This is a genomic window from Pediococcus siamensis (assembly GCF_047220215.1).
Lineage (GTDB): Bacteria > Bacillota > Bacilli > Lactobacillales > Lactobacillaceae > Pediococcus > Pediococcus siamensis.
This window is the reverse complement of record NZ_CP178375.1, coordinates 819,762-833,042: the sequence shown is the minus strand read 5'-3', so window position 1 is coordinate 833,042 and position 13,281 is coordinate 819,762. Positions and strand designations below refer to the sequence as shown.

The 13,281-nt window shown below is 38.9% G+C and carries 12 protein-coding genes; 4 read left to right on the top strand and 8 right to left on the bottom strand.

Annotated features, from left to right (window positions below; all coding sequences use genetic code 11):
• Positions 1 to 298: 298 nt before the first annotated feature.
• Together istA and istB are read left to right on the top strand one after the other, a co-directional pair.
• A complete protein-coding gene (gene istA / locus ACLJJ6_RS04010; RefSeq protein WP_260210390.1) occupies positions 299 to 1,513 on the top strand; it encodes an IS21 family transposase in 1,215 nt (404 codons plus the stop codon).
• Positions 1,500 to 2,330 (top strand): IS21-like element helper ATPase IstB, encoded by an 831-nt coding sequence (gene istB / locus ACLJJ6_RS04005; RefSeq protein WP_412988384.1) that lies wholly within the window; start codon positions 1,500 to 1,502, stop codon positions 2,328 to 2,330. Before istA ends, istB begins: the two co-directional genes overlap by 14 nt.
• 255 nt (positions 2,331 to 2,585) lie before the next feature.
• Here istB and ACLJJ6_RS04000 read toward each other — a convergent pair whose 3' ends face one another.
• From ACLJJ6_RS04000 to tig, 4 genes are all read right to left on the bottom strand, one after another.
• Positions 2,586 to 2,873, bottom strand: coding sequence for a nucleoside triphosphate pyrophosphohydrolase family protein (locus ACLJJ6_RS04000; protein ID WP_412990140.1), 288 nt, complete (start codon positions 2,871 to 2,873; stop codon positions 2,586 to 2,588).
• 2 nt (positions 2,874 to 2,875) lie between these two features.
• A complete protein-coding gene (gene yihA, locus ACLJJ6_RS03995; protein WP_412990139.1) occupies positions 2,876 to 3,463 on the bottom strand; it encodes a ribosome biogenesis GTP-binding protein YihA/YsxC in 588 nt (195 codons plus the stop codon).
• Between the two features lie 115 nt (positions 3,464 to 3,578).
• The gene (gene clpX / locus ACLJJ6_RS03990; protein ID WP_412990138.1) at positions 3,579 to 4,826 is read right to left on the bottom strand and encodes an ATP-dependent Clp protease ATP-binding subunit ClpX; all 1,248 of its coding nucleotides are present in this window, start codon (positions 4,824 to 4,826) and stop codon (positions 3,579 to 3,581) included.
• Between the two features lie 126 nt (positions 4,827 to 4,952).
• Positions 4,953 to 6,284 carry a trigger factor gene (gene tig / locus ACLJJ6_RS03985; RefSeq protein ID WP_412990137.1) on the bottom strand — a complete coding sequence of 444 codons (1,332 nt, stop codon included), beginning with the start codon at positions 6,282 to 6,284 and terminating at the stop codon, positions 4,953 to 4,955.
• Positions 6,285 to 6,573: 289 nt separating this feature from the next.
• On the opposite strand from tig, the gene ACLJJ6_RS03980 reads away from it, so the two are divergent.
• Entirely contained in the window at positions 6,574 to 7,815 is a 1,242-nt protein-coding gene (locus ACLJJ6_RS03980; RefSeq protein WP_412988180.1) for an ISL3 family transposase, read from the top strand.
• Between the two features lie 109 nt (positions 7,816 to 7,924).
• On the opposite strand, the gene tuf is transcribed toward ACLJJ6_RS03980, so the two are convergent.
• The 4 genes from tuf to rpsO all read right to left on the bottom strand — a co-directional run bounded on the left by tuf (position 7,925) and on the right by rpsO (position 12,708).
• Positions 7,925 to 9,112 (bottom strand): elongation factor Tu, encoded by a 1,188-nt coding sequence (gene tuf, locus ACLJJ6_RS03975; protein WP_412990136.1) that lies wholly within the window; start codon positions 9,110 to 9,112, stop codon positions 7,925 to 7,927.
• 200 nt (positions 9,113 to 9,312) lie between these two features.
• Entirely contained in the window at positions 9,313 to 10,230 is a 918-nt protein-coding gene (locus ACLJJ6_RS03970) for a hypothetical protein (RefSeq protein WP_412990135.1), read from the bottom strand.
• A 147-nt stretch (positions 10,231 to 10,377) separates the two neighbouring features.
• Positions 10,378 to 12,081 (bottom strand): ribonuclease J, encoded by a 1,704-nt coding sequence (locus ACLJJ6_RS03965; protein WP_412990134.1) that lies wholly within the window; start codon positions 12,079 to 12,081, stop codon positions 10,378 to 10,380.
• A gap of 357 nt (positions 12,082 to 12,438) precedes the next feature.
• Positions 12,439 to 12,708, bottom strand: coding sequence for a 30S ribosomal protein S15 (rpsO, locus tag ACLJJ6_RS03960; protein ID WP_412990133.1), 270 nt, complete (start codon positions 12,706 to 12,708; stop codon positions 12,439 to 12,441).
• Positions 12,709 to 12,966: 258 nt separating this feature from the next.
• On the opposite strand from rpsO, the gene rpsT reads away from it, so the two are divergent.
• Positions 12,967 to 13,221 carry a 30S ribosomal protein S20 gene (rpsT, locus tag ACLJJ6_RS03955; protein ID WP_412990132.1) on the top strand — a complete coding sequence of 85 codons (255 nt, stop codon included), beginning with the start codon at positions 12,967 to 12,969 and terminating at the stop codon, positions 13,219 to 13,221.
• The last annotated feature ends 60 nt before the right edge of the window (positions 13,222 to 13,281 follow it).

Sequence of the window (13,281 nt, the reverse complement as noted above, 5' to 3'; positions counted from 1 at the left end):
AACTCCCTATCACAAGTAGAATAAATGAAGTATAAGCTTTTTTGGTTTTTTATACAAGATTTTTTTGAAATTAATTCGTTTTATACATATAAATCAATATTATACGGCAAATAATGTATATTTTTCAATTAGCTGACAGATGATACAAAATTTGTTATGATAGGCGCAAGGAGTGATGAAAATGAGTTTAAATGTCAGCAACGGTTGTAAAATGTTGGAAAATACCGATTAGAAAATGTCGGTTTTCCAACATTTTTTTACGGTAAACTAAACGTATCTCAAATTTGGAGGAACTGAAATGCGTTTAGATGTTGAACAGTGTGTCCAGCAATATATTATGAACAAAATAAAGCCCAACTTCGCTGAAATTGGTCGACGATATGGTGTTGATCCGCGAACGGTTAAAAGATACTACAATTTAGGGCTCACGCCCCCAGATGAGCAGCCACAACCCTTACGGCGGCCGAGTAAACTTGACGATTATCGAAAAACGATTGAAGAAAAGGTTCTAGAAGGCTGTTCGGCAACGGCAATTTATTACTTTATCAAAGAACGTGGCTATCAAGGAAAGCAAAGTATTCTCAGAGACTATTGTCGAACCATCAGAAAAGCCGCAACGAAAAAAGCCACTATCCGGATTGAAACCTCGCCAGGGCTTTCAGCCCAGGTTGATTGGAAAGAAGACTTAACATTGATTTCTCGGCATGGAGAGATTGTCAAAGGCAACATCTTCTTATATGTTTTAGGGTACTCGCGAATGAAATACATGCAATTTACCTTCAGTCGCAGCCAAACTACCTTTTTTGATTGCTTAACGAATGCCTTTTGGGCAACCGGGGGTGTGCCGAAAGAAATCTGGTTTGACAACCAAAAGGTTGTCGTCGATCATCATAAAAGTAATTTTGGTAAGCCGGTATTTAATGAAACCTTCGTTGAATACGCTAAGGACGCTTGTTTCAAGCCAATTGCTTGTCGACCGTTTCGGCCACAAACCAAAGGAAAGGTTGAGGCGTTGGCCAGAACTACTCAGCGAATTAAAGTTTACAACCATGAGTTTGAAGAGCCGCTAGACTTAGCCGAGATCGTTCATTTGACGTGTGATCAGCTGAATCATGAGAAGTCTCAGGCGACTCAAATTCCGCCTTATTTATTGCTTGATAAAGAAAAAGAGTATCTCCATGATTTTGATCATGACTTACTCGATGCCTATGCCAGCCAAACCATCGCAAGGAAAGTTAGCAAGGAATCAATGATTGTCTTTCAAAATCGGAAATACTCCGTCCCCATCAGATATATTGACGAAACCGTACAAATTAAACACGATGACAATACTCTATACGTTTATTATAACGGAGAACTAATTCGTTCTCACCCTATTTCACTGAAAAGATTTAATTATCTTCGCGATGACATGGAAGAGATTGTCCGATCAGACCTTTATAAGAATCGTGATGACCGAGTCATTGATGATTACGTCGACCGAAACCTGAAGATGTTTGATGAAATGGAGTGAGAAAATGGCTAATTACCAAGCGTTATACACCAACCTTAGACAATTAAAGTTAGATCGTTTCGCCGAACATTTAGGCTACCTATTGGATCATCAAGATGAAGCACCCAAGTCCTTGAGTGATGCCTTATTCGAATTGACAACGGCTGAGCTTAAATACCGGGAACAAAAAAAGATTAATTTGAGAATTAAACTAGCCCGCTTTCCATATGAAAAAACGTTAGCTGACTTTGACTTTAGCTATCAACCAGGAATTAACCAAGGGACAATTGAGGACTTGGGATCACTAAGATTCACCCAAGAGAATCAAAACATTTTGTTTATCGGCACCTCCGGTGTCGGTAAGACTCACCTAGCCACCGCCATTGGAATTGAAGGGTGTAAACAAGGAATTTCAACGCAGTTTATTCGATGTAGCGACCTCATCAACAAGCTTCAAACAGCACAAGTTCAAGGACGAAGCGAAGAAGTGTTGCGCCGGTATGCCCGTTTTCAAATTCTAATCATTGACGAGATTGGTTATCTCCCAATTGAGTCAGTGGGTGCTAAGCTGTTCTTTCAGCTAATTGAAAGACGATATGAACGGAAATCAACCATTATCACCACTAATATTCCGCTTTCTAAGTGGGGAAACACCTTTTCAGATAAGATGTTAGCTAACGCCATTTTAGACCGCTTGGTTCACCACGCTAAAGTCATCCGAATCACCGGTCGATCATATCGAATGAAGGATCATTTGATTGAAAAGAAGGATAATTCTGGACCTGATTTATCAGGTTTTAGCTCACAAAATAAAGAAAGGAGCAGTGAGACACTGTAAACCTTATCGGTAAAAAACAGCATTTTTTAATCGGCAAAAAACGACATTTTCACATCGGCGTTGACATTTAAAGGTACGTCGCGAAGTCAATTTGGAAAAAATGCTGGATAAGTTCGTAGCACCTGCTGAGGACAAAAAAGCAAACGAGAAAAAAGAAAAGTTTTTAAAACGCCAAGCACCTTCAGATAAATCTAAAAAAACAAAAAAATGAGTGTCATTCAAATCAACTGGCTTGATTTGGATGCACACTCATTTTTATTTATTCGCCGGATAACGTTGATTCAATGTTTCAATGTTCTCCTGGGCCACCTGTTCAAAAGGAATATTTGCCCACTCTGCGACTTGGGAAAGATACCACAAAACGTCTCCCATTTCTTTGGTAAGTTCCTCTCGATTTAGTTCCTTACCATGAAAAGTATAATTTTTCACTAAATCCACAACTTGACCGCTCTCACTGGCCAGGCCCAAGGCACAATTTGTTAAAACTTGCTCATTGCCAAATAAAGTTCGATTTGCTTTCTTTTGATAGTCATTAAATTCCATTTCTAATCCTCCATACGCCTTTCAATCCACTGCCAAACCTGGTCTTTCCCCATTTTTGTTTGGGCTGAGAACAGCAGAAATTTATCTGGTTCACTAAAATTCAAAGTTTTTTTGATCAGACTTTCACTTTTATTCCACTTTCCGCGAGCAACTTTATCGATTTTAGTCGCCACGATTAACACAGGAATCTCATAATAACGCAACCAATTATACATCGCAATATCGTCATCGCTTGGGGCATGCCGTCCATCCACAAGTGAAATGACTCCTTTTAACTGCGGTCGCGTACTCAGATAAGTCTCAATCATCTTCCCCCATTTCTCTCGTTCCCGACGCGAAACCTTCGCATAACCATATCCCGGAACATCCACAAAGTAGAGTTGGTCCTCAACATTATAGAAATTTAAAGTTTGTGTTTTCCCCGGCTGGGAAGAAGTACGTGCATAGCTTTTTCGGTTAATTAAGACATTTGTTAGCGAAGACTTCCCGACATTGGAGCGTCCTACTAAAGCAATTTCTGGATACCCAGTTGTTGGATACTGGGCAGGCGCCACAGCACTCATGACTAATTCGACATTATGGACTTCCATTTTTGACCACCTCATTTTAATCTTGTTTAATTTTAACACACTCACAAACGAATTTTTCCCTAAAAAAATAATGGTTTCCTTTTCAGAAACCATTATTCTATCTAAACGCTTTGCCTTAGGAAGCCTTTTGATCTTTTAAAATCAGTTCTGGTTCACTGTGGTTAATAACCGTTCGTTTCGTTACCGTTACTTGTTCGACATCATTTCGCGATGGAATTTCAAACATAATATCACGCATAACTTCTTCGATGATTGAACGTAACCCACGAGCACCTGTATTACGAGAGATAGCTTCCTCCGCAATTGCTCGTAAAGCTTGGGGGGTGAAATGCAATTTCACATCATCCAGTGATAACAAAGTCTCGTATTGCTTTACCAAAGCATTTTTCGGTTCTGTTAGAATACGAACCAGATCATCCGTAGTTAGTTTTTCAAGTGCCGTCAAAATCGGTAACCGACCGATAAATTCGGGAATGAGGCCGAATCGCAATAGATCTTCAGGAATAACTTGTTGCATCAAGCTCTTAGACTCATCAATCCCCTTGTCTGAATCAGTGCCAAAACCAATTACTTTATCGCCAAGGCGGTTTTTAACAATGTCTTCAATACCGTCAAAAGCGCCGCCAACAATAAATAGAATATTGGTGGTATCAATCTGGATAAATTCCTGTTGGGGATGCTTCCGTCCGCCCTGCGGTGGCACATTTGCAATCGTACCTTCCAAGATCTTCAAAAGCGCCTGTTGCACGCCTTCACCAGAAACATCGCGGGTAATGGAGACATTTTCGCTTTTCTTCGCAATCTTGTCGATTTCATCAATGTAGATAATACCTTTTTCAGCTTTGTCCACATCATAGTCGGCATTTTGCAAGAGTTTGAGCAGAATGTTTTCAACATCTTCACCCACATAGCCAGCTTCAGTTAACGTTGTGGCATCAGCAATGGCAAACGGCACATTTAAAATCCGTGCTAAGCTTTGTGCCAAAAATGTTTTCCCTGACCCAGTTGGACCAATCAAACTAATATTGCTCTTCTGAAGTTCTGTGTCTCCTTGATCAGCATTCTCCATCTGATTAATTCGCTTGTAGTGGTTATAAACAGCCACAGACAAGGTCCGTTTAGCTTCGGTCTGTCCGATCACATATTCATTTAATTTGTCAACAATCTCTGCTGGTGTTGGAATATCAGAAAATTCTTCTGCACTTTCTCGAGAAATTTCTTCATCAATAATTTTTTTACATAAATCAATACATTCATTACAGATATAGACTCCTGGCCCCGCAACGATTTTCTTTACTTGGTCTTGAGTTTTTCCGCAGAATGAACAGGTAATTGTCCCTGTATTATCGGTGTTATCTAACAACCAACTCACCTCTCTAATGTTTATAGCACCATCATACCAAAAAGCTAGCTATTAAGCTATTAACTCGTTTTAAAAAAGAACCCATCAAACAAATTAATGGATTCCTTTCAAATTCAAAAAATTGAATTATTTAGTTTCATCTTTCTTTTCAGCTTTAGCTGTTGATTTAGCCTTACTTTCCTCAACTGCTGAATCTGTGATGATTGCAACTGCCTTCTTAACGGCAATATCATGTTTCAACATGTCTTCCGAAAGAGCGTTCTTAACGGCGCTTTCTTCCATACCGTATTGAGAAGCAAGATCTTTAATTTCAGCTGCAACTTCGTCTTCTGTAGGTTCGATTTTTTCAGCTTCAACAATTGCTTCTAAGACCAAGTTAGTCTTTACACGATTTTCAGCACCTTGAGCTAATTGCTTCTTCAAATCATCTTCTGAAGTGCCCGTGATCTTGTAGTAAGTCTTAGGGTCGATTCCTTGTTGTTGCATGTTAGCAAGATATTGATCGAGTTGACGTTGGACGTCTTCATCAACCATTGCTTGAGGAATTTCTTTAACTTCTGCATTGTCCACAGCCTTTTGGATAGCTTCATCTTCCTTAGCTTGTGCAGCAGCATCGTCTTTTTGTTTCTTCAAGTCGTCATGTGTTTTGGCTTTCAACTCTTCTAAGGAGTCAACTTCCTCATCAACGTCTTTTGCAAACTCATCATCTAATTCAGGTAATTCTTTTGTCTTGATTTCATGAATCGTAACTGCAAAAGTAGCCTCTTTACCCTGGAGGTCTTCTGCATTGTAATCATCTGGGAAGGTTACTTTAACGTCAACCTTATCGTCTGATTTGTGACCAACTAATTGGTCTTCAAAACCAGGAATAAATGAGTTAGAACCTAATTCCAAATCGTAGTTGTCTGCTTTACCACCATCAAATGGCTTACCATCAACTGAACCTTCAAAATCAATTGTAACAGTATCGCCCTTTTCAGCAGGTTGGTCTTCTTTCAAAACAAGTTCTGCTTGTTGTTCACGTTTCTTTTCAATTTCAGCATCAACTTCTTTTGAAGTTACCCGATGGGCTTGCTTAGCAACAGTTAAGCCCTTGTAGTCACCAAGCTTAACGTCCGGTTTAACAGTCACAACTGCCTTCAAAACCCATGGCTGACCCTTTTCCATGCTATCAACATCGATCTTAGGTTGGTCTACAGGTTCAATTTTTGTTTCTTCAATAGCCTTTTCATAAGCTTCTGGTAAAACGATATTCAAAGCATCTTCGTAAAGCGCTTCTTCACCGTACATCTGGTTGAAGATCTGACGTGGGACGCGTCCCTTACGGAAACCAGGTACATTTAATTGCTTCTTAGTTTTTTGAAAGGCTTTGTCTAAACCTTCACGAATTTTATCGGTGCTAATTTCGAAAGTTAATTCACCATCACTGGCACCTTTTTTTTCCCATTTTGCAGTCATTATTTTCCCTCCGACTATTAATTACAATTAGTATTGCATACGGATACTAGTTTACCGTATACGACAACAATTGTAAATGCTTATGTTCCTAATAACGGGCAGATTCACACTTTTACCACCCAGATTAAATCAAATTTTATGCAAAAAAAAGACCCGGAAACAAATGGGTCTACACTTTCTGGTATTGGTGAATAACTGATACCAGTTTTTATTTTGAAAAAAAAAAGGACATTTGCCCTCTTTGTGTTACGATTTAATCGCCTAATAAAATCGAAAAGAGGAAAAACAAATGTCCCTAACTAATTCTATCCTAAGCCTATTCGAAATAACAGACCCTAATTTAACTGTAACTGAGATTACTAAGGAACATTATCCCAATGGGCAACACGTTCATGTCGTTCACGCTATCCTTTCCTATCAACTTTTAAAATGTCCTCATTGTGGCCATAAATCTCTAATCAAAAATGGAACTCACATTGGCCATCTAAGATTGGGAACCTTATCAGGTGGACGTTATGAGATGCAGCTAAAACGACAAAGATATCAATGTAAACGGTGTTTAAAAACCTGTGGTGCTCAAACTAACCTCGTTAAACGTAATGAAACTTTTACGCATAATGTGAAACATCAAGTAATTGTTCTGGCTCGGGATATGCTGACCAGTAAAGAAATCGCTAAGATTTGTGGGATTTCACCAAGTAGTGTTCAACGCATTTTAAATGCGAATATTCACTTAGCTTATCGTGTTAAAACACTCCCCCAAAATCTTTGTTTTGATGAATTCCGTTCCTGTAATCATCTAATGTCCTTTAACTGTTGCGATGCCGTTAGTCATCGCCGCATTGTGATTCTTAAGGATCGCCTTAGTAAGGATATCATTGATTACTTTGAAGCTCGCTATTCAGTTCAAGAACGTATGAAAGTTCAAACAATCACCGTTGATATGAATGCTGAGTATGCTGGCTTTATTCATCGGTTATTTCCTAAGGCAATAACCATCATTGACCGTTTCCACATTATTCAACTTGCCGGTCGGGCACTGGATAACGAACGTACACGTGTGATCCATACTTTTCAAGATAAGCATTCCCGAGTTTATCGCATTCTAAAATCTCAATGGCGTTTGTTCCATTTGGCAGAAGAAAAGGTCAATGATACTAAACTTATCTATTTACACGGTATCAACGAATACATGACCCAACAGAACGCCATTGACCTAGCCTTAGATGAATTTCCAGAATTTAAAACTGTGTATCAAACCTATCAAGGAATTCTAACAGCCATTCAACAAAAAGATGCGGTTGGATTTAAAACCTTGATTGCCAACTACAAGGCGGCTGGCAACCAAATGGATATTACTATCTCAACTTTAATAAAGAATGGTCCTGCTGTTCTCAATAGTTGTCGTTATCCGTATTCCAACGGTCCTATTGAAGGACTAAATCGTAAAATTAAGGTGTTAAAGCGTAGCTGTTTTGGTTTTCAAAATATTCATAACTTTTTCATTCGTATCAGTTTAATTTATGCGTAAACAAAAAAAGCACATTCACCGAAGTGAACATGCTTTTCAAAAATCTCCACCAATACAATTTGACAGAGACCCAAACAAATTCCGGATCTTCTGTGTGCTTCAAAATTAATTAGTCATCAATTTCAGAAACAACACCGGCACCAACAGTATGGCCACCTTCACGAACGGTGAACTTAGTACCTTTTTCGATAGCGACTGGTTCGATAAGTTCTACAGTAAATGTAACGTTATCACCAGGCATTACCATTTCAACATTTTCAGGCAATTCAATTACACCTGTAACATCAGTTGTATGGAAGTAGAATTGTGGGCGGTAGTTTGAGAAGAATGGCGTATGACGGCCACCTTCTTCTTTTGTTAAGATATAAACTTCACCCTTGAACTTCTTGTGAGTTTGGATTGAACCAGGTGCAGCAAGAACTTGTCCACGAACAACTTGGTCACGGTTAATACCACGAAGCAATACACCAACGTTATCGCCGGCTTCACCTAAATCAAGTGTCTTACGGAACATTTCAAGACCTGTAACAGTTGACTTGAGAGTTTCTTCCTTCAAACCAACGATTTCAACTTCGTCACCGACTTTAACTTCACCACGGTCGATACGACCAGAAGCAACAGTACCACGACCAGTGATTGTGAAGACATCTTCAACAGGCATCAAGAACGGTTTGTCATTATCACGTTGTGGTGTTGGGATGTATTCATCGATAACATCCATCAAGTGAAGAATAACTTTTTCTTGTTCTGGGTCGCCTTCAAGAGCCTTCAAAGCTGAACCACGGATTACAGGAATGTCGTCACCAGGATAATCGTATTCTGATAATAATTCACGAACTTCCATCTCAACTAAGTCAACCAATTCGTCATCATCAACTAAATCAGTCTTGTTTAAGAAGACAACGATGTAGTCAACACCAACTTGGTGAGCAAGTAAGATATGTTCACGAGTTTGTGGCATAGGGCCATCAGTTGCAGCAACAACTAAGATAGCACCATCCATTTGTGCAGCACCAGTGATCATGTTCTTGATGTAATCAGCATGTCCTGGAGCATCAATATGAGCATAATGACGCTTTTCTGTTTCGTATTCAACGTGAGCTGTGTTGATTGTGATACCACGTTCACGTTCCTCTGGAGCAGCATCGATATCAGCATAATCTTCAGCTTTAGCTAAACCTTTGCTAGCTAAAACCTTTGTGATAGCAGCTGTCAGAGTTGTTTTCCCATGGTCAATATGGCCGATTGTACCAATATTTACATGGGGTTTTGTTCTTTCGTAATGTTCTTTTGCCATTAATACGAACCTCCTGTATTTTCGTAAGAATTACTCAGCCCTTGGCGTGGCTGGATTCTTTAAAAACTATTATACTACATCCTCTTGAAAAGGCAAAGCATCACCTCAGAGAATCCTTAAACATTATATATAGAACGCCGAAGTTTGTAAACCGATTAGCGTAAAAAAGTTGGAATATTTATAGCTTTTTCCTTATTTATCTAATTGTTTTCCAAAAGTTGTGCCGTATACTTGTGAAATTTTGCTTGCCAACTGGCTATTTTTTGAGTCTGATCCGTCAGCGGATGTGCTTGTCCACGGTACTCGGCGATCCAGTAGTCCGCCCATACTTGAGGCTTTGTGATGATTTGATCCGCAAACGGATAGAGGTAACTCAAAAATAAATTCTTTTCTTTGAGAATACCATCCAACAAGATGGGATCTTGATCAGCTAATTTCTCTGTTAAATAATTTGTTAAATTTTTCTGGGCCTTATTAGCCAAAATTTCCGGTAACCCTTTCAACAACACCCGATGATTCTGCTCATCTAGCCAATAATAGTTAATCTCTTCTTGACGTGCCAAAAAAGTAACATTTTCTAAAATTGTCGCCCGGACCAACGGATGCACAAATGGATCTACAAAGATAAATTGTGCCGCTTGAAAATAAGCATCTGCGGGTAACTGTTTAGCTTCTTCCAAAGTACTATAAGCTTCTGGAATCGTGAGATCACCTAAATGATAAAACTTTTTTTGTTTTTGTTTTAATGTTGCGGTCATTTCGAAGGCTTCTGCCTCTTTTTCTTGCAACCTTTCTTGATAATTAGCCAGGTTAGTAGCTCCCAGTCGCTCAAGTGTAACTAAAAATTTATGCGCATCCAAGAAGTTTTGACAACCAACCAATAATGAAAAGTACAAGTTTTGCATCTTATCATTTTCAAGATAAAAGGCAAAAGAATCCCGGGCAAACTTAAGGCCTTCAACGTAGTGCTTCGTTTGGTAGAGACTCAAAACATAATAATAATTAAGTTGCCGATCGTCCTGTGTTTCCGCTTCATAAGGTTCAATTAGATTCAAGACTTGTTGCCACTGCTTTTGTGCCACAGCTAATTCAAGCTTTTTTAGATCTGTTGCCTTCATAATTCTCCTCACTTACAAATAAAACTGGGACAAATATCGAACTTGTCCCAGTTTTGTTTTTTACGATTGTGCATCACTTTTTAGGTTCAAAAATCCGATTTTGTACAGTTTGCCATGCTAGTCGGAAATGAGACTGCCTTCTAGATTTTATTTTTCTGCAGCTTTTTTGGGAGCCTTACGATGATGTTGATTAACTTCCATAATAACCGGCAGAATAACTGGATGGCGCTTCGTCTGTTCAAATAAGTAGTGACTTATTTTTTCGCGAATATCTTGTTTCAGATGCCCCCAATCGAACTCCTTATTATCTAAATTACTTTGAACGGCATCTGAGACGATCGTGGCACTTTCTTTCAATAGATCATGCTCGTTGTTGACATAGACAAAACCTCGCGAAGTCACTTTGGGTTGCCCAATAATAACCTTTTTCTTTCGGTCAATGGTGACCACTGCAATAAAAATTCCATCGTCTGAAAGAATTTTCCGGTCACGGAGCACAATGTTGCCGATATCACCCACACCAATGCCGTCAATCATGGTGTCACCAACTTCAATGCCCTGCCCTAAGTGCATTTCGTTATTTTTATATTCCAAAACATCGCCTTTTTGGGTAATAAAAATATGGTCAGCTGGCATTCCGACTTCTTGAGCCAACTGGGCATGCGTATTTAAGAGCCGATATTCTCCTTGGACTGGGATCAAATACGTTGGCTTGAGCAAATTAATCATTAGTTGCAAATCATTCTTGCTGGCATGTCCGGAGGCGTTTAAGTCATCAGAAATGGCTTTAACTTCGCCCCCCGCACGATAAATCATATTTTTAGTTTTAGCGACCGTTGTTTCCATTGCATGGGAAGGCGTGGTGGTAATAAAGACCAGATCGCCGGCTTCAATATGCACACCCTTACCCGGATCATTGGCCATTTTTTGAAGTGCCTTAATCGGTTCGCCCATTTTGCCAGTCTCTAGAATGACCGTCTTTTCTTTGTCTAAGCTCTTAAGCTTATTAAATGGCACGATGAGATCTTCAACAGGAAGATGTAATTTGTTGAGGCGTAACGCGGTGTTCACAATGCGTTCTAAGTCATGGCCCGTCAAAACCACTTTCCGGTCAGACTGGGCGGCGGCATCCAAAACCTGTTGAATGCGTAAAATATTAGAAGCCACTGAAGCCACAACAATCCGTCCTTCATGATACTTAAAAGTTTCAAGAATATAGTTTGCGATATCGCGTTCGTTTGTCGAAGGTTTCGGATTTTCATCATTGGCAGACTCACTCAGAAGCGCCAAAACACCCTGAGCACCAATTTGACCAAGACGCCCAAAATCAGTCGCATATTCAACAGAAGCCGTCTGATCGAACTTAAAGTCCCCTGTATACACAATCTGACCTTCATCCGTCTTCAAAACAATGCCCAGTGATTCCGGAATAGAATGTGTTGTTTTGAAAAATGAGACCGTCACGTCATCGAAATCAATTTCCATTTTTTCATTGACCACATGAAAATCACTAAAATGCTTTAAGGCGGCATCCTTTTCAACATTTAATTTAGAAAGCGCAATCGTCATTTCGGATCCAAAAACTGGGACCGGAAATTTTTCTAAGAAATACGGCAGCGCCCCAATGGCATCAGCATGCCCATGGGTTAAAAACACCCCAACAATCTTGTCTGCATGATTTTCCAAATACGAGAAATCCGGAATCACAACGTCAATTCCCAATAGTTCATTTTCTGGGTACTTTAACCCACAATCTAAAATATAAATGGCATCATTAACTTCCACAGCATACATATTCTTGCCATTTTCACGAACCCCACTAAATGGGATAATTTTAATACTTTTACTCATTCATTCCACCTCAAAAATTTTAATGACTTTCTTTATTATGTTTATCTATCAAAATACGCCAAACTATTACACATAGAAGTTTCACTGAGTTAAATAACAGCGAATTTTCTAGCTGCCAAGTTAAAATAGATAGGTATTTACAACTTTTCCACTCCAAAATTCGTTTTATTCATAACCCACAAAATCGCGTTATTTAGAATTCTATTCTGTCTCGATGTATAAACTGCTTTAAGTTTAACACATTTTAGATCGTTATTTGTATCTTCATGTCTTTGAAAGTGCTTAAAACTTTTTATAAGGTGAAAAAAAGCCATAAAAAAGAAGCATCAGCCCAAGCCTCTGCTTCCCAAATTAAGATTAACGACGTAATCCTAAAGATTTGATTAATTCACGGTAACGTTGAACATCAGTCCGACGTAAATATGCAAGTAAATTACGACGATGACCGATTTTCTTCATCAATCCACGTTGTGAATGAAAATCTTTTTTATGAACACTTAAATGTTCATTGATTTCATTAATATCTGCAGTTAAAACAGCAACCTGAACTTCTGTTGAGCCAGTATCACCATCATGACGTGCATACTTTTTAATGATTTCGTTTTTCTTTTCTTGTGAAATTGCCATTGTTTCCACCCCTTCTAATTAAATTGCCCGAAACTGAGTAATTCGCTGGTGGATCGAAAAACTAAGTATGGGTTTGTGCCCGAAGCACAATGACTATCATACCTAACTTTTAATCAAAAAACAAGTGACCACTACTTCTACTACCCATTTTAGCTATCAAGTAAAGTTACTTGACAATTTCTTATTGCATTCGCTAGGGGTCTTCTGTATAATAACATTTGTTGTAGTATTAATTTCAGATTAGTGGAGGTGAATCAAATGCCAGTTATTAAATCCGCAATGAAGCGTGTTAAAACTAATGAAAAAGCCGCTTTACGTAACCAATCACAAATCAGTATGGTGCGTACTGCCGTTAAAAAATTCGAAACAGCTGCTGTTAAGGGCGCTGATGACAAACAAGACTTGTACCTTAAGGCAATCAGTAAGCTCGACCAAGCTAAAACAAAAGGTTTGATCAAAGCTAACAAAGCTGCACGGACAAAATCTCGTTTAACAAAACAACTTGCTAAATAATCATTGAAACTTAACTAAAAAACCTGAAGGCAGCGGTCTTCAGGTTTTTTAGTACCTTTT